We start from the raw sequence: 20,510 nt of genomic DNA, 5'->3' as shown, positions 1-20,510 counted from the left end.
CGCGGCGGCAGCCGGTCCGGCCGCCGCCGCGCGGGCACGGCTCCGTGCGCGGGGCGGGGAGCCGGTCGGGGAGGGATCAAGTCGCAAGGCCACGCCGGCGCCTCCGGGCGTCGATGAGCATTTCTTGTACGTTCCGCAGCGGCCTGCCGTCCGCGTCGGTCGCGTGCCGGGTCCAGTTGCCGTCCGGGCCGAGGTGCCAGGACGAGGTGGCGTCCGACATGCCGGTCTCCAGCAGGCGGACGAGGGAGGCGCGGTGCGCCGGGTCGGTGACCCGGACCAGCGCCTCGATCCGCCGGTCGAGGTTGCGGTGCATCATGTCCGCGCTGCCCAGCCATACTTCCGGCTCCCCTCCGTTGCCGAAGGCGAACACCCGCGAGTGTTCCAGGAAGCGGCCCAGGACGCTGCGGACCCGGATGTTCTCGCTCAGCCCCGGCACGCCCGGCCGCAGTGCGCAGATTCCGCGTACCCAGATGTCCACCGCCACACCGGCCTGCGAGGCGCGGTACAGGGCGTCGACGACGGCCTCGTCCACCATGGAGTTGACCTTGATGCGGACGTACGCCTGGTGGCCGGCGCGCTGGTGCGCGATCTCCTTGGTGATGCGCTGGACCAGGCCGTCGCGCAGCGACTTCGGGGCGACCAGCAGCCGCCGGTAGGTCTCCCGGCGGGAGTAGCCGGAGAGCCGGTTGAACAGGTCGGAGAGGTCGGCGCCCACCTGCTGGTCGGCGGTCAGCAGACCGAGGTCCTCGTAGAGCCGGGCCGTCTTGGGGTGGTAATTGCCGGTCCCCACATGGGAGTAGCGGCGCAGCATCTCGCCTTCCTGGCGGACGACGAGGGAGAGCTTGCAGTGCGTCTTGAGGCCCACCAGGCCGTAGACGACGTGGCAGCCGGCCTCCTCCAGCTTCCGCGCCCACTTGATGTTGGCCTGCTCGTCGAAGCGGGCCTTGATCTCGACCAGGACGAGGACCTGCTTGCCGGACTCGGCGGCGTCTATCAGGGCGTCGACGATCGGGGAGTCGCCGGAGGTTCGGTACAGCGTCTGCTTGATCGCGAGGACGTGCGGGTCGGCGGCGGCCTGCTCCAGGAAGGCCTGCACGGAGGTGGAGAAGCTGTCGTACGGGTGGTGGAGCAGGACGTCGCGGGCGCGCAGCGCGGCGAAGATGTCGGGCGCCGAGGCGGACTCGACCTCGGCGAGGTCGCGGTGGGTGCCGGCGACGAACTTGGGGAACTTCAGCTCCGGCCGGTCCAGCGCGGCGATGCCGAAGAGGCCGGTCAGGTCCAGCGGTCCGGGCAGCGGGTAGACCTCGGCCTCGGAGATCTTCAGTTCCTGGACGAGCAGGTCCAGGACGGCCGGGTCGATGGACTCCTCGACCTCCAGCCGGACCGGCGGGCCGAAGCGGCGCCGCATCAGCTCCTTCTCCAGGGCTTTGAGGAGGTTCTCCGCGTCGTCCTCCTCGACCTCCAGGTCCTCGTTGCGGGTGACCCGGAACATGTGGTGCGCGCGCACCTCCATGCCGGGGAACAGCTCCTCCAGGTGTGCCGCGATGACGTCCTCTATGGGGACGTAGCGCTGGGGCGAGGCCTCCAGGAAGCGGGAGAGCAGCGGCGGGACCTTGACCCGGGCGAAGTGGTCGTGGCCGCTGACGGGGTTGCGGACGACCACCGCGAGGTTCAGGGAGAGGCCCGAGATGTACGGGAAGGGGTGGGCCGGGTCCACGGCGAGCGGGGTGAGCACCGGGAAGATCTGGTGGCGGAAGAGGGTGAACAGGCGGGCCTGTTCCTTCTCGGTCAGCTCCGGCCAGCGGATCAGGTGGATGCCCTCGCCGGCCAGCTCCGGTGCGACGTCCTGCTGGTAGCAGGCGGCGTGCCGGGCCATGAGCTCGCGGGAGCGGGTCCAGATCAGGTCCAGCACCTCGCGGGGCTGGAGACCGGAGGCGGAGCGGGTGGCGACACCGGTGGCGATCCTGCGCTTGAGGCCCGCGACCCGGACCATGAAGAACTCGTCCAGGTTGGAGGCGAAGATCGCCAGGAACTTGGCGCGCTCCAGCAGCGGCGTGGCCGGGTCCTCGGCCAGCTCCAGTACGCGTTCGTTGAAGGCGAGCCAGCTGCGCTCGCGGTCCAGGAAACGGCCGGCGGGCAGCTCCACGCCGCCGTCACCCAGCGCGCCGTCGACGTCGTACGCGTCCAGGTCGGCGTCGAGATCCGGTTCCAGCTCGGGCAGGGAGGCGGCCACCGTGTTCGGCCGGTGCGCGGCGATCGAACCGACCGAGGGCTGAGCCTGTGCGGACGGCGTCTGGGGCGTTGCCTGGGCGCTGGTCTGCTGGTCCATGACCTCATTCTTCCGCGCTCCCGGCCGGGAAAGCGCGTCGGGAGGCGGCGGGGCGACTCGGAGCCGGCGGTCACCGGCCGGCTGCGCGGAGGGCTGCATTCAGTGATGCTCGCAAGCGAGTTTGAATCGCCGGTAACGCAGACATGGCGGACAGGCAAGCGGGGTGCTACCCACAGGGGATATTCCGGTGCGGGCGGCAGCGGCGCGGCGGCGGGCCGGGCACCGCCGCCACGCCATGACACACCGTCAACACCGGTACGGGGCAGCCCCGCTGCCGTCAGAGCTCGGTGCGGTACATCAGGTCCGTCTCGTGCGTGACGAAGCCGAGGCGCTCGTAGACGGTGACGGCGGGGACGTTGTCCGCGTCGACGTAGAGCATCGCCGTCGGCACGCCCTCGGCGGCCAGGTGGCGCAGTCCGATCGTGGTGAGCGCCTTGCCGAGCCCGCCGCCCTGCGCCTCGGGCCGCACGCCCACGACGTAGACCTCGCCCAGGCCCTCCTCGGCGTGCTTCTTCGTCCAGTGGAACCCGACCAGTTCCCCGGCCTTCTCGGCCAGGAAGAAGCCCTGCGGGTCGAACCACGGCTCGGCCTTGCGGTCGTCCAGGTCACGCTGGGTGAGCGAGCCCTGCTCGGGGTGGTGGGCGAAGGCGGCGGCGTTCGCGGCGAGCCAGGCGGCGTCGTCGGCGCCGGGCCGGAAGGCACGGACAGTGACGCCTTCGGGCAGCACCGGCTCGGGAAGCTCCAGGCCGGTCAGCGGCCGGCGCATCTGCCGCAGCTCGCGGAAGAGGGTCAGGCCCAGGGTCTGCGCGAGGTGGCGGGCCGCGGGGTGGCCGCCGTGCGCCCACAGCCGCAGCCGCCGGCCGGACTCCTCCAGCAGCGCGCTGCCGAGCTTGCGGCCCAGGCCCTGGCCGCGGGAGCCGGGGTGCACCACCAGTTCGGCGGCCGGCGCCTCGACCGGGTCGGTACCCTCCAGCTGCCCGTATCCGGCGATGCGGTCGCCCTCGGCCCGCACCAGGATGTGCTTCACGCCCTCCCGGTGCCCGCCGCGCAGCTGCAGCCGCCCCTGCTCGGAGACGGCCGGCTGGCCGTCCGTCCGTGCCGCCGTCTCGATCAGCTCCAGTACGGCACCGGCCACGTCCGGCGTGAGCGCGTCCAGTACCTGCATGCCCCGGCCGGGCCGGCCCGTTTCCTGTGCAGCGTCAGTCATGCCCCGAAGGGTACGGCGCGACGCCCGGCGGGTGACGGCCGCCACCGTCCGTGCCCGGCACTGTACGGGTTCGTGCCCGGCACCGTACGGGTCCGCGGGCGGCACCGTACGCGTCCGCCGGCGGCCCGCCGTCCCCGTACCGCAACCGTGCCTTTACCTGCCACCCCTGTTGCGCTACGCGCGTTGACCGTAGGCTTCCGGTCGCTCGGCCACTCCTCATCCCGCAGTCCACAGCTGTCCACAAGGGGGACGACCCATGTCAGTTACTCCGCACCGGCGCCGTTTCCGGCGGCGTCTGGCGGCCGCCGTGACGGTACTGGCCGCGGCGGCCGGCGTCACGGCGGCGGCCCTGCCCGCCGGCGCCGGCGCCCACGGCGGCCCCGGCCACTCCTCCCGTACCGTCGACGTGCAGCTGCTCTCCTTCAACGACTTCCACGGCAACCTGGAGCCGCCGCAGGGCTCGTCCGGCACCGTGGAGGAGGAGCAGGCGGACGGCAGCAAGAAGAAGATCGACGCGGGCGGCGTGGAGTACCTGGCGAACTCCCTGCGTACGGCGCGCAGGGGGCATCCGTACTCCGTCACCGCCGCGGCCGGTGACCTGGTCGGCGCGAGCCCGCTGCTCTCCGGCCTCTTCCACGACGAGCCGACCGTGGAGGCGATGAACAAGCTCGACCTGGACGTGACGAGCGTCGGCAACCACGAGTTCGACGAGGGGCGCGCGGAGCTGGCCCGGCTGCAGAACGGCGGCTGCCACCCGAAGGACGGCTGTTACGAGAAGGGCCGGACGTTCGGGGGCGCCGACTATCCGTACCTCGCCGCGAACGTCACCGACGAGAAGACCGGCAAGCCGGTCCTGAAGCCGTACACCGTCTGGAAGCACAAGGGCGTGAAGATCGGCTTCATCGGCGTCACGCTGGAGGGCACCCCGGACATCGTCAGCGCCGAGGGCGTCAAGGGCCTGAAGTTCCACGACGAGGCCGAGACCATCGACAAGTACGCCAAGGTGCTGCGGAAGCAGGGCGTGAAGTCGGTCGTCGCGCTGATACACGAGGGCGGCGCGCCCGCGTCCGCCGCGTACAACTACGACTGCGACAGCCCAGGCCCCGGCGACGGCATCTCCGGGCCGATCACCGAGATCGCCAAGAAGGTCACGCCCGAGGTCGACGCGCTGGTCACCGGGCACACGCACCAGGCGTACGCGTGCACGATCCCGGACCCGGCCGGGCAGCCGCGGACGGTCACCTCGGCGTCCTCCTTCGGCAAGCTCTACACCGACACCACGCTGACGTACGACCGGAGGACCAAGGACATCGTGCGCACGGCCGTGAAGTCGGCCAACCACGTCGTGCACCGCACCCAGCCCAAGGCGGCCGACCTGACCGCGCTGATCAAGCGCTGGGACAAGCTGGCGGCGCCGGTCGCGAACAAGCCGGTCGGCTACATCTCCGCGGACATCCCGGGCCGCGGCGCGAGCACCCCGGAGTCGCCGCTCGGTGACCTCATCGCCGACGCGCAGCTGGAGGCGACGGCGGACAGCGGCAAGGGCGGCGCCCAGCTGGCCCTGATGAACCCCGGCGGCGTCCGCTCCGACCTGGCGTTCAAGGCGTCCGGGAGCGAGGGCGACGGGGTGGTGACGTACGGCGAGGCCTTCACGGTGCAGCCGTTCACCAACATGACGAACGTGGTCTCGCTGACCGGAAAGCAGCTGCTCACCGCGCTCCAGCAGCAGGTCAGCGGTGCCAACGAGGCCTCCCCGAAGATCCTCCAGGTGTCGAAGGGCCTCACCTACACCCTGGACATGACCAAGTCCGGTGCCGACCGGGTCGTCACGGACTCGGTGCGGCTGAACGGCGCGCCCGTCGACCCGGCGAAGAGCTACCGCGTCGCCGTGAACGAGTTCCTGGCGGGCGGCGGCGACGGATTCACCGCGTTCAAGGACGGAACGGACAAGTACGTCGGCCCCTCCGACCTGGAGGCGCTCACCGCGTACCTCGGCGCGCACTCCTCGGCGTCCGGCCCGCTGGACCCGCCGAAGGCGGACCGGATCACCGTGGTGAAGTAACCGCTCATATCCGCACTTACCGACAGTAAGACTTGCGTTCGACGGCCGTACGCATGGTGGGATGTGCCGATGCGACCCCCCACACGCATAGCCGCATCACACGGACCGCAGGACGCGCGGGAGCCGCAGCAGCCCCGCGCGTCCCAGGGCCCGGACATACAGGGTGACACCCGGGAAATGACGCCGGTCAACCCGTACGCGGAGCTCGCCGGGCTGGCCGATCCCGAGCCGGAGCCGGGCCCCGCGCGGACGTACCTCAACGCGCGCGACGACAGTGACGACCCCCTGGGGCTCGGGCTGCGCCCGGACGACGGGGACGACGAGGCCTGGTCGCCGCCGAACCACCGCAAGGCCCGGCGCGGCATCGGCCGGTTCGCCGCCGTGCCGCTCACCGTGAAGATCGTCGCCACGGTCCTGGTCGCCGCCTCCTTCGCGGGCCTCGCCGACCGGTTCGCCGTGCTGTACGCGCAGAACAAGGCCGCCGAGAAGCTCAAGGACTCGCTGCACCTGGCGGCCGACCCCGAGGTCGACATCGAGGGCTTCCCCTTCCTCACCCAGGTCGCCGACAAGCGCCTGGACCGGGTGCGGGTGGCCATCCCCGACCTCGCAGCCGACCGCGTCTCGCTCGCGAAGTTCGAGGCCACGGCGGAGGACGTCACCCTCGACGGCGACCTGCCCACCTCCCTCAAGGGCGGCACGGTCGGCCGGATGCACGGCGACGTACTGCTCTCCTTCGAGGACATGAACCGCGAACTGGGTGCCTCGCAGGTGAAGTTCAGCGAGCTCGGGCCCGACGCGGTACGCGCCGAGGGGCGGCTGCCGATCGCCGGGCACGAGCTGCGGATGCACGCCCAGGCCCGCATCCGGCAGGCCGGCGACCGCGGCATCTCCACCGAGATCAGCGGCATGCGGCTGGACATCGGGGACATCGCGGTCTACCGGCCCGGCACCGGCAAGGGCGAGGGCCTCCAGCTGACCCGCAGGACGGCCCGGGAGCTCAGCCGGCAGGCCGCCAAGATCAAGTCGATGCTCGCCGTCCCGGCGATCGCCGACCGCATCGGCATCCCGCAGGACACCATCGACGCCGCGCTGCACAACGAGGAGAAGCTGCACGACCTGGTCGGCACGCCGCGCTTCATCGGCAAGCTGATGAAGGTCAACCTCGTCGACGTGGTGGCCGACCACCCCTGGCTGCTGAAGAAGGTCGGCATCGACCCGAAGATCCTCGGCGGCCTGGCGGGGCTCACCAAGCCGGAGATCGCGGACCGCTTCGACCTGTCCTTCCGGCTCCCGGCCACCCCCGGTGACGTGCGGCTGCGCACCGTCTCCGTGGAGCGGGACGGCATCCGCGCCCGCCTGACGGGCACTCAACTCCCCTTCGGTGACGCGGCGAAGAAAGGGTCCTGACGCGATACGCACGGGACACAAGGGGCGGGTGTAAAGAACCACGGACGCGGTAATTCCGTCGTATCAGGTGAACGAACGGTGCACCCGGGATGTCCGGGTGCCGACGTCAGGAGGAACCGTGCGCCACCGTTCCACCCCCACCGCAGCGCGCTGCGCCGTGGTGGCCGCCCTGCTCACGGCCCCGCTCGCCTTCGCCGCCCCGGCGAGCGCGGCCCCCGCCGACAGCGCACCGGCCGCCGCCGCGAAGGGACCGGCCGGCACAGCGCCGCAGGCCGACTTCAACCACGACGGCTACGCCGACATCGTTGCCGGGGCCCCCGAGGCCACGGTCGGCGGCAAGGCCAAGGCCGGGTACGTCACCGTCGTCTACGGCTCGGCCTCCGGTGCCGCCACCGGCAAGCACCAGGTCATCAGCCGCGCCACCGCCGGCGTGCCCGGCGACCCCGGCGAGAACAACCGCTTCGGGGACCGCACCGTCGCCCGCGACCTGGACGGTGACGGCACCAGCGACCTCGCCGTCAACGGCGGCGGTCAGGTCCTCGTCCTGTGGGGCTCCACCGACGGCAAGGGCGGCACCGCCACCCTTGAAGGCACCGACGGCGACAACCTCACCGCCGGGGACTTCAACGGCGACGGCCACGCGGACCTGGTCTCCGACACCGACGGCGACGGGACCGAGTCCTCCGGCCTGCACGTGATGTACGGGCCGTTCAGCAGAGCCGGGGCACCGGCCCGTACCGCCGACATCCTGACCGACCACCTCTTCCGGTCCGAGGACCTGGTGGCCGGTGACCTCGACGGGGACGGCCGGGACGACCTGGTCAGCATGCACGCGTTCGAGGAGAGGTCGGAGTCCAGCGAGCTGTGGAAGGGCGGCGCCGACGGCCTCGCCACCACCTCGACGGAGCTGCCGGACGCCGCCTCCGCCACGGTCGGCGACGTCGACAAGGACGGCTTCGGCGACCTGATATACCGCCCGGTGCCGGGTGGCGTCGTCGAGGACCTCCCGTACGACAAGGGCACCGTCAAGGTCGCGTACGGCTCGGCGGACGGCCCGGGCACGCGCTCGACGACGATCACCCAGGACACGGCGGGCGTCCCCGGCGCCGGTGAGGAGGGCGACCAGTTCGGCTACTCGCTCAGCGCGGGTGACGTGAACGGCGACGGCTACGCGGACGTCGCGGTCGGCGTCCCGTACGAGGACCTGGCCGCGTCCTCCGGCGCCGGCCTGACGGACGCGGGCAGCATGGTCCTGCTCAAGGGCGGCAAGGGCGGTCTGACCGGCACCGGCGCGCAGGCGCTCAACCAGACCACCGCCGGGGTCCCGGGCGTCGCCGAGTCCGGTGACCGCTTCGGCGAGGCGGTCTCGCTGCTGGACACGGACAAGGACGGCAAGGCCGACCTCGCGGCCGGCGCGCCCGGCGAGGACGGCACGAGCCTGAAGGACACCGGCGCGGTGTGGGCCCTCCGGGGCGCGACCGGCGGGCTGACGACGACCGGTGCCGTCTCGTACGGGCCCGGCGCGCTCGGCGCCCCCGAAGCCGGAGCCGGCCTGGGCTCGGGCTTCGCCCGGTAGGGCTCACTCCGCCGCGGGCGGTTCCTCCGGGGGCGGCACCGCCGCCCCCGGCAGGGTCAGCTCCGCCAGCGTGCCGCCGCCCTCCGCGGGACGGAGCCGGACGCCGCCGCCCGCCTGCTGTGCCGTGCGGGCCACGATCGACAGGCCGAGACCGCTGCCGGGCAGGCTGCGTGCCGAGGGCGAACGCCAGAACCGCTCGAAGACGTGCGGGAGTTCGTCCGCCGGGATGCCGGGTCCGTGGTCCCGTACGGTCAGCAGGCCGCCCCGCAGCCGGACCTCGACCGTGCCTCCGGACGGGCTGAACTTCACGGCGTTGTCGAGGAGGTTGACCACCGCGCGCTCCAGCGCGGCCGGCTCGGCCCGTACGTACCAGGGGTCGAGGGCGGCGTCGAGGGTGAGCGACGGGCCGCGCAGCCGGGCCCGCTCCAGCGCCGCCGCCGCGATGTCGTGCAGCGCGACGACCGGCGGCGCGCTGTGGCCGCCGGCCCCGTGGTCGGGGGTCCTGGACAGTTCCTGGAGGTCACCGATGAGCGCGGCCAGCTCACCCATCTGGGCCTTCACCGAGTCCAGCAGCGCGAGCTTGTCGTCGGCCGGAATGGCCCGGCCGGTGCGCTCGCTGCGCTCCAGCAGGTCGATGTTGGTGCGCAGCGAGGTCAGCGGGGTCCGCAGTTCGTGGCCCGCGTCCGCGATCAGCTGCTGCTGGAGGTCGCGGGAGGCGGCGAGCGCGGCGGTCATGGAGTTGAAGGACCGGGAGAGCCGGGCGATCTCGTCCTCGCCGTCGATGGGGATGCGGACGGCCAGGTCTTCCGTACGGGCGACGTGTTCGACGGCGGCGGTGAGCCGGTCCACCGGTTTCAGGCCCGCCCTGGCCACCCACAGGCCCGTCGTCGCGGCCCCCAGCACGCCGACCCCGGAGACGATCAGCAGGATCAGCGCGAGCTGGTTGAGCGGCCGGGTGACCTGGTCCATGGGGGTCGCGACGGACACCGCCACCTGATTGCCGAAGGCGTCGGTGGCGGACCCGCGGGACACCTCGGTCGAGACCCGCATCTCCGCTCCGTCGGCGGCCCGCGTGGTGTGCAGCGCGCCACGGGTGCGGCCCTGCGCGACCTCGACGTCCGCGTGCGTGGCGGGGATCTGCGACCGCTCCGGCGAGGTGCACACCCGGCCGTCCACCGACACCAGCTGGACGGTGTACGGGCCGGCGGGCGGGAAGCTCACGCCCTGCGCGGTGCCGTTGCACTCGGCGCTCAGCGCCCGCACGTACGCGTCGTTCACGCTGACGCTCTTCAGGGTCGTGTCCAGCTGTTCCGTGAGCCGGTCGCGGGTGATCAGCCAGCAGGCGGCGGCCGAGGCGGCGACCGCGAGGGCGACGGCGAGCGCGGTGAGCATCGCCAGCCGGGACCGCAGCGGCAGCCGGCGGTAGCGCTGGGCCGCTCTTTCCCGCAGGTTCACTCGGCACCGCCGGAGCGCAGGACGTATCCGACGCCGCGCACCGTGTGCACCAGCCGGGGCTCGCCGCCGGCCTCGGTCTTGCGCCGCAGGTACATCACGTACACGTCCAGGGAGTTGGAGGAGGGCTCGAAGTCGAAGCCCCAGACGGCCTTGAGGATCTGCTCACGGGTGAGGACCTGGCGCGGATGGGCCAGGAACATCTCCAGCAGGGTGAATTCGGTGCGGGTCAGCTCGACCGGGCGGCCGCCGCGGGTGACTTCGCGGGTCGCGAGGTTCATCGTCAGGTCGGCGAAGGTGAGCGTGTCGCCCTCGTCGGGGGCCGCACCGGCCGCCGCCGCGTACGAACTGCGGCGCAGCAGGGCGCGGATGCGGGCCAGCAGTTCGTCCAGTTCGAAGGGCTTGACCAGGTAGTCGTCGGCGCCCGCGTCGAGCCCGGTGACCCGGTCGCCGACCGTGTCGCGCGCGGTGAGCATCAGGATCGGCACGGTCAGGCCGCTCGCGCGCAGCCTGCGGGCCGCGGTCAGGCCGTCCATGCGGGGCATCAGCACGTCCAGCACGATCAGTTCGGGCCGGTAGGCGGCCACCTTCTCGACCGCGTCCAGGCCGTCGACGGCCTCTTCGGTGGCGTACCCCTCGAAGGCGAGCGAGCGCCGCAGTGCTTCGCGGACGGCGGGCTCGTCGTCGACGATCAGGATGCGGGCTGACTCTGCTGCGCTGGGGTCGGGCGTCATGGCTGCGGTGCTCCCGGGCTGGCGGTTCGTCGGCGGCAGCCCCTGGGTGGTGCGGTGCGCGCTACGTTCCGGCGGTGGACGCGGCTTCCCGCGGTGGGGGCTTCTGTCGTGATGACCGTACGTCAGGCATTGCCGCTGCCGCCGGACCGCAGGTCGTCCAGGTCCGCCTTGACGGTGTTGATCGGGATGGCGAAGCCGAGGCCGACGCTGCCGGCGCTGCTGCTGGTGGCGTCGCTCGGCGAGTACATCGCGGAGTTGATGCCGATGATCCGGCCGGACATGTCGATCAGGGCGCCGCCGGAGTTGCCGGGGTTGAGCGAGGCGTCGGTCTGGATGGCCTTGTAGGAGGTGGTCGAGGAGCCGGTCTCGCCGTTGTACTGGTTGCCGCCGAACTCGAACGGCCACGGCATGTCGCCCTGGCTCTGCTGCTGCCGCTGTTGCTGCTGCTGGTCCTCCTTGGGCACGGTCACCTCCCGGCCCAGCGCGGAGACGATGCCACTGGTCACCGAGCCGGTGAGCCCCTCGGGCGAGCCGATCGCGACGACCTGGTCGCCGACCGCCAGCTTGCTGGAGTCGCCCAGGGTGGCGTGCGTGAGGTCCTTGGCGCCCTTGACCTTGATCAGGGCGAGGTCCTTGTCCGGGTCGGTACCGACGACCTCGGCGGTCTTCGAAGAGCCGTCGCTGAAGGAGACCGAGACGGTACCGGCGCCGGAGACGACGTGGTTGTTGGTGATGATCTCGCCGTCGCCGGTGATGACGACGCCGGAGCCGGTGGACTCGCCCTGGGCCGTACGGGCCTTGATCTCGACTATCGCGGGGCTGACCGCCTTGGCCACCGAGGACACCCCGTTGCTCGACGTGGCGCCCGCGTTGACCACGGCGGTGCTCTGGCCGCTGCTGCCGCCCTGCGTGGCGCTCCCGATGAGCGCGGCGCTGCCGCCGCCGATCAGACCGGAGGCCAGCGCGACCGCGGCGATCAGCGCGACGGGGCGGCGCATCCGGCGGCGCGGGGCGTCCGCGGGACCGTCGTCGGCGGGCGGGGCCGGCGGGGCGTACGGGGGCGGCGGCGGGTAGGCCGCCTGCGCGGAGCCGTACGTGCCGAAGGCCGCGTACGGGGTGGTCTGCCGGGTGTCGTACTGCGGGGTCTCTTCGCCGCTTCGGCGGTAGCTCTCGGTCATGTCTATGACTCTGCGAGCCGTGTATGAGAACCGGCTGAGAGCACCCTGAGAGGTCCGGCAGAAGTGGGTATGCCCGGTATAAAGACGCCCCTCGGGCGGCTCAGCCCCCGCAGCCGCAGGACCGGCGGACCACCAGCCGGGACGGGTACTGCCGCAGCCGCTCGCGGCGTGAGCCGGCCAGCCGCAGCGCGTCGTCCAGCACCAGGTCCACCGCCGTACGGGCCATCGCCTCGCGGTCCGAGCCGATCGTGGTCAGCGGCGGGTCGGTCAGCGCGGCTTCCTTGACGTCGTCGAAGCCCGCGACCGCCAGCTCGCCCGGCACGTCGATGCGCAGCTCGCGGGCCGCGCGCAGCACCGCTATGGCCTGGTCGTCGGTGGCGCACATGATCGCCGGCGGCCGGTCCGGGCCTTCGAGGAGCTTCAGTGCGAGGGGGTAGGCCTCGTAGCGGTTGTACGGGGCGTGGAAGTAGCGGCCCTCGGTGGCGAGGCCGGCCTCCTGCATGGCCCGCTGCCAGCCCTTGACGTGGTCGGTGACCGGGTCGCCGGACTTCGGGGTCTCCTCCAGGCCGCCGAAGAACGCGACGTAGGGGTGGCCGTGCTCCAGGAGGTGGCGGGTGGCGAGCTGGGCACCGCCGATGTCGTCCGCCATCACGGCGACATCGTCGATGGCGTCCGGGCGGCGGTGCAGCAGCACCACGCGGGCGTCCCAGGTGTCGATCTCGGCGGCGGCGTGCTCGCTGGGGCCCTGGCTGATCAGGATGAGCCCCGCGACCCGCATCCCGAGGAAGGCGCGGAGGTAGTGGACCTCCCGCTCGTCCTCGTAGTTGGCGTTGCCGACCAGGACCATCTTGCCGCGCTCGGAGGCGGCCCGCTCCACGGCGTGTGCCATCTCGGCGAAGAACGGCTGCCGGGTGTCGGGGACGATGAGCCCTATGAGGTCGGTGCGCCGGGAGGCCATGGCCTGCGCGACGCGGTCCGGCCGGTAGCCCAGCTCCTTGATCGCGGCGAGCACCCGCTCGCGCGTGGCCGGGGCGACCGGCCTCGGTCCGTTGTTGATGACGTAACTCACCACGGCGGTGGACGTCCCCGCCAGCCTCGCCACATCATCCCGCGTCACCTTGGCCACGCGCGGCAGTCTACGCGGGTGGTGCTACCGCTCGGCAGGGCGTGCGCCCCCGGCCGCCGCGCTCCGGTCGGCGGCGTGCTCGCGGCTCTCGGCCACGGCCCGCGCGGCGGCGCGCTCCACCTGCTTGGCGGCCTTCTCCTTGGCCTCCTCGGCGGCCCGCTCGACCTTCTCCGGTACGACGAAGCGGTAGCCGACGTTGCGCACGGTGCCGATGAGCGACTCGTGCTCCGGGCCGAGCTTGGCGCGCAGCCGTCGTACGTGCACGTCGACCGTGCGGGTACCGCCGAAGTAGTCGTAGCCCCAGACCTCCTGGAGCAGCTGGGCGCGGGTGAACACCCGGCCCGGGTGCTGCGCGAGGTACTTCAGGAGCTCGAACTCCTTGAAGGTCAGGTCCAGGACCCGGCCCTTGAGCTTGGCGCTGTACGTCGCCTCGTCCACCGACAGGTCGCCATTGCGGATCTCCATGGGGCTGTCGTCCGTGGTGATCTGCTGGCGGCCCATGGCGAGCCGCAGCCGCGCCTCGACCTCGGCGGGGCCCGCGGTGTCGAGGAGTACGTCGTCGATGCCCCAGTCGGCGGTGACGGCGGCGAGGCCGCCCTCGGTCACGACCAGGACGAGCGGGCAGCCGGGGCCGGTGGAGCGCAGCAGCTGGCACAGCGACCGCACCTGCGGCAGGTCACGGCGCCCGTCGATGAGGATGACGTCGGCGCCGGGGGTGTCGACGAGGGCGGGGCCTTCGGCCGGGGCGACGCGCACGCTGTGCAGCAGGAGGCCGAGCGCGGGCAGCACTTCGGTGGAGGGCTGGAGGGCATTGGTGAGGAGGAGCAGCGAGCTCATCGGGCCCCACCGCCCGCCGGGGTCGTCCGTCGTCGCCTGTCCGTTCGGTGTTCCTGCACGCTTCGCTCGCCCATCGGTTCCTCCTCGGTCCCTGCCTGCGAGGACTTTTGCGGCACTGCTTCGTACGGTCGCGGGCCCCGCGCCGTTGCGAGGTTCGCGTGCCTCCGGAACGTGAGCACTCCGGTACGCTCCGCGCCCTGGAGCACACCCGCGCTCATCCGCGCACCGCGCGTCTGAAAGCACAAAAGGATCCGGGGGCTACGCTGCCCGGATCCTTCATGCCCGCCAGAATAGCCCACATGCCTTCCCACCCGACGGCCGACTTTGCGCGATCTTGTGTTCCTTCGATCACTTCGAGTGGCCGGCGCGTAGCCCTGTTGACGGACGACGGCGTGTGCATCGAGGCCGAGTACTCCCCTCGCGCCGACGCGCCGTCCGCCGCGCCCGACGGCCTCGTCGTGGTCCTCGCGCACGGCTTCACCGGCTCCCTGGACCGCCCCGCGCTGCGCCGTGCCGCCGCCGCGTTCGCCCAGTACACCCCCGTGATCACCTTCTCGTTCCGGGGCCACGGCCGTTCGGGTGGGCGGTCGACGGTGGGCGACCGGGAGGTGCTGGACCTGGCGGCCGCGGTGCGCTGGGCGCGCGCCCTGGGCCACACCCGGGTGGCCACGGTCGGCTTCTCGATGGGCGGCTCGGTGGTCGTCCGGCACGCCGCCCTGTACCACCCGGAGCACGAGGGGCGCACAGGTGCGCACACCGACATGGTGGTGGCGGTGAGCGCTCCTGCCCGCTGGTATTACCGCGGTACCGCGGCGATGCGGCAGCTGCACTGGGTGGTGGAGCGGCCGCTGGGCCGCCTGGTGGGGCGGCTGGGGCTGCGCACCCGTATCCACTCCGAGGCGTGGGACCCGGTGCCGCTCTCCCCCACCGAAGCGGCTGCCGGGATCGCCCCCACGCCGCTGCTGATCGTGCACGGCGACCGCGATCCGTACTTCCCGCTGGACCATCCCCGGGCCCTCGCTGCCGCCGCCGCGCCCGGCTCCGCCGACCTGTGGATCGAGCGTGGCTACGGCCACGCGGAGAACGCGGCGGCCCCGGAACTGCTGGACCGGATCGCGGGGTGGCTCAGGCAGCGGGCTTCCGCAGCACCTCGACAAGGCTGGTGAAGCTCTCCGCACCGTGCCCCTCGGCCACCCCCCGGCCGAACAGCGCCGCCAGGGCCGCGGGCACCGTGGTGTCCAGCCCCGCGTCCCGCGCCGCGTGCAGCGCGTGCTCGGCGCTGGCCGCGCACATCGCGAGGGTGCCCTCGTCGCCCGGGTACCGCCCGGCCTCGACGTCCTTCGCGATGCCCGGCAGGAAGTACGCCGCGGTTTCGGCCGCCTGCACCGCGTACGGCAGGTACTCGGCCGCCGTGACGCCGTGCGCGCCCACCAGCGCCTGCGCCTGGAGGTGGGCGGTCATCGTCGTCCAGAAGACCGTCATCAGGGCCTGGTAGTAGACCTGCGAGAGGCCCGGGTCGGCGCCCCGGTGATCAGCTTCGGTGAGCACCTCCAACGTGGCGCGGTGCGCCTCGAAGACGTCCTCCGGGCCGCTGTAGAAGGTCGCGGACCCCGGCTGCCCGATCAGCCGCGCCGGGACCTGCACGCCGCCGGTGAGGTACCGGGCGCCGTGCCGGGCCGCCCACTCCGCACCCGCGCGGGCCTGCTCCGGGGTGTCGGAGCTGAGGTTGACCACGACCCGCCCGTCCAGCGCGGCGGCGGCCGGCTCCAGTACGGCGTACATCGCGGCGTAGTCGGTCAGGCTCAGCACCACCAGCTCGTTGGCCGCGAGCGCGTCCGCGACCGTGGCGGCCCGCACCGCCCCCTCCGCCACCAGGCCGTCCGCCTTGCCCGGGGTCCGGTTCCACACCGTCACCGGGTGTCCGGCCGCCAGCAGCGCCCGGACCATCGCCTGCCCCATCGGCCCGAGGCCGATCAGCGTCACACCCTGCCTGCTCATGTCCCACCCCTTCGTACGCCCGGAACGAGCGCCTAAAGCGATCGTTCTATTCAGAACGCGAGCACGATAACATCCTCTGGAACGAACGCTCTACTGTGTGCGTCGGTACGATCGGCACCATGCAGAAGACCAAGGGCGGCACGACCGGGGCCGGTGCGCACGGCGGCGAAGCCGCCCCCGGCACGCGCGAGCGCATCCTCGAAACCACCGCGCGGCTGCTCCAGCGCCAGGGCTACGAGGCCAGCGGCATCAAACAGATCGCCCGCGAGGCGAACGCCACCCTCGGTTCCGTGTACCACTTCTTCCCCGGCGGCAAGCAGGCGCTGGCCGCCGAGGCGATCCGGCACAGCGACCGCGAGATGACCGAGCTGCTGCGGGAGTCGATGGCGAGCGCCGAGGACCCCGCCACCGCCGTCGTGAACTGCACCCGCATGCTCGGCGAAGCGCTGCGCGCCTCCGGCTGGACCGACGGCTGCCCGGTCACCACCACGGCCCTGGAGGCCGTCGGCCGCGCCCCCGAACTGGAGCGCGCGTGCGCCGAGGCGCTGCAGAACTGGCAGGACGTGCTGCACGACACGTTCCGCGCCGGCGGCATCCCCGAACCCGACGCGGGCGAGCTGGCCCTCACGGTCATCAACACCCTGGAGGGCGCGGAGATGGCCGCCCAGCTCCAGCGCAGCGAAAAGCCGCTCCAGGTGGCGGGTCGCCATCTGGAGCGGCTGATCAGGCTGTACGTCTGAGCCGGGACCCGGTCCGGGCTCGCACCCGGACCCGGCTCTCAGTCCGTCTCCGCCACCGCCTGCGCGAACTGGGCCGCGTACAGCCGCGCGTACGCCCCGTCCGCCGCCAGCAGGGCGTCGTGCGTGCCCTGTTCGACGATCGAGCCGGACTCCATGACCAGGATCAGGTCGGCGTCGCGGATCGTGGAGAGCCGGTGCGCGATCACGAAGCTCGTCCGGCCCGACCGCAGCTGCGCCATGGCCTGCTGGATGAGCAGTTCGGTACGGGTGTCCACCGAGCTGGTCGCCTCGTCCAGGACCATGATCGCGGGCTCCGCGAGGAACGCCCGGGCGATGGTGATCAGCTGCTTCTCACCGACCGAGACGTTGCCGCCCTCCTCGTCGATGACGGTGTCGTAGCCGTCGGGGAGGGTGCGCACGAAGCGGTCGACGTGGGTGGCCTTCGCCGCCTCCACGATCTTGTCCATCGAGGTGCCCTCGGGCGCGCCGTACGCGATGTTCTCGGCGATGGTGCCGCCGAAGAGCCAGGTGTCCTGGAGCACCATGCCGATGTTGGCGCGCAGCTCCTCGCGGGCCATCGCGGCGATGTCCACGCCGTCCAGCGTGATCCGGCCGCCGCTCACCTCGTAGAACCGCATCAGGAGGTTGACCAGCGTGGTCTTGCCGGCGCCCGTGGGCCCGACGATGGCGACGGTCTGGCCGGGGCTGACGGCCAGCGACAGGTCCTCGATGAGGGGCTTCTCCGGGTCGTACCGGAACGAGACGCGCTCGAAGGCGACCTCGCCCGTCACGTGGGCGGGGCGCGGGGCCTCCTGCGCGTCCGGCTCCTGCTCGTCGGCGTCCAGCAGCTCGAAGACCCGCTCGGCCGACGCGACGCCGGACTGCACCATGTTGGCCATCGAGGCGACCTGGGTGAGCGGCTGGCTGAACTGCCGTGAGTACTGGATGAACGCCTGCACGTCACCGATGGAGAGCGCCCCGGAGGCGACGCGCAGGCCGCCGACCACGGCCACCAGGACGTAGTTGAGGTTGCCGATGAACATCATCGCGGGCTGGATGACGCCCGAGATGAACTGCGCCTTGAAGCCCGCCTCGTACAGCGCCTCGTTCTCCTTGCGGAAGAGCTCGGCGGACTCCTGCTGACGGCCGAAGACCTTCACCAGGGAGTGCCCGGTGTACATCTCCTCGATGTGCGCGTTGAGCTTGCCGGTGGTCCTCCACTGCTGGACGAACTGCGGCTGCGCACGCTTGCCGATCCGCGTGGCGACCACCACCGACACCGGCACGGTGACCAGCGCGACCAGCGCCAGCAGCGGCGAGATCCAGAACATCATCGCCAGCACGCCCACGATCGTCAGCAGCGAGGCGACGATCTGGCTGAACGTCTGCTGGAAGGTCTGCTGGACGTTGTCGATGTCGTTGGTCGCGCGGGAGAGCACTTCACCGCGCGGCTGCCTGTCGAAGTAGCTCAGCGGCAGCCGGGCCAGCTTCTCCTCCACCTGCTCGCGCAGCCGGAAGACCATCCGCTGGACCACCTTGGTGACGATGCGCGCCTGCACGAAGCCGAACAGCGAGGAGGCCACGTAGATCAGCAGCACCCAGAGCAGGACGGTACCGACCGCGGCGAAGTCGATCCCCTGCCCGGGGACCACCGGCATCGTGCCGAGCATGTCGGCGAGCCCGTTCTCGCCCTTCCGGCGCAGGGCCTCGACGGCCTGCTCCTTGCTGAGCCCCGCGGGCAACTGGCGCCCGACGATGCCGGCCATGATCAGGTCGGTGGCGTGGCCGAGCACCTTCGGCCCGGCGACCGTCAGCGCGACGCTGACCGTACCGAGGAGCAGCGCGACGGTGACGACGGCGCGCTCGGGGCGCAGCCGGCGGAGCAGCCGCTTGCCCGAGCCCTTGAAGTCCATGGACTTCTCGGTGGGCTGGCCGCCCATGAAGCGGGCCGGGCCTGCGCCGGGTCTGGGCCCCGCCTGCTGTGCCGGCTTCTGCGCGGCGCCCTTGTCCAGGCCGCTGCCCTTGTCCTGGGCACTGCCCTTGTCCAGGCCGCTGCCCTTGTCCGGGGTACTCACGCCGCCTCCTGCTCGGTGAGCTGGGAGAGCACGATCTCCCGGTACGTCTCGTTGTCCGCCATCAGCTCGGCGTGGGTACCGGTGCCGACGACGCGGCCCTCGTCCAGGACCACGATCCGGTCTGCGTTGCGGATGGTGGACACCCGCTGCGCGACGATCACCACGGTCGCCCGGCCGGTCTCGCGGGCCAGCGCGGCCCGCAGGGCGGCGTCGGTGGCGTAGTCCAGCGCGGAGAAGGAGTCGTCGAAGAGGTAGATCTCGGGCTTGCGGACCAGCGCGCGGGCGATGGCCAGGCGCTGCCGCTGCCCGCCGGAGACATTGCTGCCGCCCTGCGCGATCGAGGCCTCCAGGCCGCCCTCCATCCGCTCGACGAAGTCGCGGGCCTGCGCGGTCTCCAGCGCGTGCCACAGCTCCTCGTCGGTGGCGTCGGGCCTGCCGTAGCGCAGGTTGCTCGCGACGGTCCCGGAGAAGAGGTACGGCTTCTGCGGTACCAGGCCGATGGCGTCGGAGAGGGTGCGCGGGTCCAGGTCCCGTACGTCCTCGCCGTCCACCAGCACCGTGCCGCCGGTCGCGTCGAACAGCCGGGGCACCAGGCCGAGGAGGGTGGACTTGCCGCTGCCGGTGGAGCCGATGACGGCGGTGGTCTCGCCGGGCCGGGCGACGAGGGAGACGTCCTTGAGGACCGGCTCCTCGGCGCCGGGGAAGCGGAACTCTACGTTCCGGAGCTCCAGTTCGCCGTGCCGGCGCAGCTCGGTGACGCCGGCGGCGGGCGGGGTCACGCTGGTGTCGGTGGCCAGCACCTCCTGGATGCGCTCGGCACAGACCTCGGCGCGCGGCAGCATCATGACCATGAACGTCGCCATCATGATCGACATCAGGATGTACATCAGGTAGCTGAGGAAGGCCGTCAGCGCGCCGATCTCCATGCCGCCGCTGTCGATGCGGTGTCCGCCGAACCAGACGACGGCCACGCTGGAGGCGTTCCCGATCAGCATGACCAGCGGGAACATCGTCGACATCAGCCGGCCGGCGCGCAGCGAGACGTCGTAGAGGTCGGTGTTGGCCTTCTCGAAGCGGGTCCGTTCGTGCTGGTCCCGGACGAAGGCGCGGATGACCCGGATACCGGTGATCTGCTCGCGCAGCACGCGGTTGACGGTGTCGATGCGCTCCTGCACGCCCCGGAAGAGCGGCCGCATCCCCCGTACGATCAGCGCCACCAGCACGCCCAGTACGGGCACGATGACCAGCAGCAGGGCGGAGAGCTGCACGTCCTGGTCGAGCGCCATGACGACGCCGCCGATCATCATGATGGGCGCCGAGACCATCATCGTGAACGTCATCAGCACCAGCATCTGGACCTGCTGGACGTCGTTGGTGGTGCGCGTGATGAGCGAGGGCGCGCCGAAGGAGCCGAGCTCCCGCGCGGAGAAGGACTGCACCCGGTCGAAGACGGCGGCCCGGATGTCCCGGCCCAGGGCCATGGCCGTACGGGCACCGAAGTAGACGGCGCCGATCGCGCAGACGATCTGCAGCAGCGTCACGGCGACCATGAAGCCGCCGGCGCGAAGGATGTAACCGGTGTCGCCCTTGACGACACCGTTGTCGATGATCTCGGCGTTGAGGGTCGGGAGATACAGCGTGGCCAGCGTCTGGACGAGCTGGAGTACCACGATCAGGGATATCGAACGTCTGTGGGGGCGCAAATGCGCCATGGCGAGTCGGACCAGCACCCGCCGAGCCTATGCGAACGTTTGCGCGCAGCAACCGATATTTCTGTCTTACGGGACCT

At 71.9% G+C, this 20,510-nt stretch carries 15 protein-coding genes; 5 read left to right on the top strand and 10 right to left on the bottom strand.

All coding sequences use genetic code 11. The features are described from left to right. Window positions 1-76 precede the first annotated feature (76 nt). Together AAC944_RS21380 and mshD are read right to left on the bottom strand one after the other, a co-directional pair. On the bottom strand, window positions 77-2,329 hold the full coding sequence (locus tag AAC944_RS21380; RefSeq protein ID WP_030610196.1) for an RNA degradosome polyphosphate kinase: 2,253 nt from the start codon (window positions 2,327-2,329) through the stop codon (window positions 77-79). Window positions 2,330-2,606: 277 nt separating this feature from the next. Continuing rightward, window positions 2,607-3,536, bottom strand: coding sequence for a mycothiol synthase (gene mshD, locus AAC944_RS21375; protein ID WP_030610199.1), 930 nt, complete (start codon window positions 3,534-3,536; stop codon window positions 2,607-2,609). A 256-nt stretch (window positions 3,537-3,792) separates the two neighbouring features. On the opposite strand from mshD, the gene AAC944_RS21370 reads away from it, so the two are divergent. From AAC944_RS21370 to AAC944_RS21360, 3 genes are all read left to right on the top strand, one after another. Further along, the gene (locus AAC944_RS21370) at window positions 3,793-5,598 is read left to right on the top strand and encodes a bifunctional metallophosphatase/5'-nucleotidase (protein ID WP_051871493.1); all 1,806 of its coding nucleotides are present in this window, start codon (window positions 3,793-3,795) and stop codon (window positions 5,596-5,598) included. A 177-nt stretch (window positions 5,599-5,775) separates the two neighbouring features. Beyond that, the gene (locus AAC944_RS21365; RefSeq protein ID WP_368396390.1) at window positions 5,776-7,005 is read left to right on the top strand and encodes an LmeA family phospholipid-binding protein; all 1,230 of its coding nucleotides are present in this window, start codon (window positions 5,776-5,778) and stop codon (window positions 7,003-7,005) included. Window positions 7,006-7,123: 118 nt separating this feature from the next. Further along, a complete protein-coding gene (locus AAC944_RS21360) occupies window positions 7,124-8,581 on the top strand; it encodes an FG-GAP and VCBS repeat-containing protein (protein WP_030610207.1) in 1,458 nt (485 codons plus the stop codon). Between the two features lie 3 nt (window positions 8,582-8,584). On the opposite strand, the gene AAC944_RS21355 is transcribed toward AAC944_RS21360, so the two are convergent. The 5 genes from AAC944_RS21355 to AAC944_RS21335 form a co-directional block, all read right to left on the bottom strand. Continuing rightward, entirely contained in the window at window positions 8,585-9,973 is a 1,389-nt protein-coding gene (locus AAC944_RS21355) for a sensor histidine kinase (RefSeq protein WP_078888373.1), read from the bottom strand. Between the two features lie 59 nt (window positions 9,974-10,032). Then, window positions 10,033-10,767 (bottom strand): response regulator transcription factor, encoded by a 735-nt coding sequence (locus AAC944_RS21350; RefSeq protein WP_030610213.1) that lies wholly within the window; start codon window positions 10,765-10,767, stop codon window positions 10,033-10,035. Between the two features lie 122 nt (window positions 10,768-10,889). Next, on the bottom strand, window positions 10,890-11,945 hold the full coding sequence (locus tag AAC944_RS21345) for a S1C family serine protease (RefSeq protein WP_030610216.1): 1,056 nt from the start codon (window positions 11,943-11,945) through the stop codon (window positions 10,890-10,892). A 100-nt stretch (window positions 11,946-12,045) separates the two neighbouring features. Further along, window positions 12,046-13,071 carry a LacI family DNA-binding transcriptional regulator gene (locus AAC944_RS21340; protein WP_030610219.1) on the bottom strand — a complete coding sequence of 342 codons (1,026 nt, stop codon included), beginning with the start codon at window positions 13,069-13,071 and terminating at the stop codon, window positions 12,046-12,048. Between the two features lie 24 nt (window positions 13,072-13,095). Then, entirely contained in the window at window positions 13,096-13,908 is an 813-nt protein-coding gene (locus AAC944_RS21335) for a response regulator transcription factor (protein WP_030610223.1), read from the bottom strand. A gap of 299 nt (window positions 13,909-14,207) precedes the next feature. Between AAC944_RS21335 and AAC944_RS21330 the strand changes: the two genes are divergently transcribed. After that, entirely contained in the window at window positions 14,208-15,074 is an 867-nt protein-coding gene (locus AAC944_RS21330; RefSeq protein WP_030610225.1) for an alpha/beta hydrolase, read from the top strand. Here AAC944_RS21330 and AAC944_RS21325 read toward each other — a convergent pair. Beyond that, a complete protein-coding gene (locus AAC944_RS21325) occupies window positions 15,034-15,906 on the bottom strand; it encodes an NAD(P)-dependent oxidoreductase (RefSeq protein WP_037771515.1) in 873 nt (290 codons plus the stop codon). The genes AAC944_RS21330 and AAC944_RS21325 overlap by 41 nt on opposite strands. 119 nt (window positions 15,907-16,025) lie before the next feature. Here AAC944_RS21325 and AAC944_RS21320 point away from each other — a divergent pair, with 119 nt between their 5' ends. Next, on the top strand, window positions 16,026-16,646 hold the full coding sequence (locus AAC944_RS21320; protein WP_051871504.1) for a TetR/AcrR family transcriptional regulator: 621 nt from the start codon (window positions 16,026-16,028) through the stop codon (window positions 16,644-16,646). Between the two features lie 38 nt (window positions 16,647-16,684). Here the strand turns inward: AAC944_RS21320 and AAC944_RS21315 are convergent, their stop codons facing one another. Next, complete coding sequence (locus tag AAC944_RS21315) at window positions 16,685-18,586, bottom strand: ABC transporter ATP-binding protein (protein ID WP_030610234.1); 1,902 nt, start codon at window positions 18,584-18,586, stop codon at window positions 16,685-16,687. Between the two features lie 131 nt (window positions 18,587-18,717). Further along, on the bottom strand, window positions 18,718-20,451 hold the full coding sequence (locus AAC944_RS21310) for an ABC transporter ATP-binding protein (protein WP_030610237.1): 1,734 nt from the start codon (window positions 20,449-20,451) through the stop codon (window positions 18,718-18,720). Window positions 20,452-20,510 lie beyond the last annotated feature (59 nt).

Origin of the sequence: Streptomyces sclerotialus, assembly GCF_040907265.1 — a bacterium.
GTDB classification, from domain to species: Bacteria; Actinomycetota; Actinomycetes; order Streptomycetales; family Streptomycetaceae; genus Streptomyces; species Streptomyces sclerotialus.
Note: the sequence above shows the minus strand (reverse complement) of the source record. Positions and strands in the feature narration are given on the sequence as shown.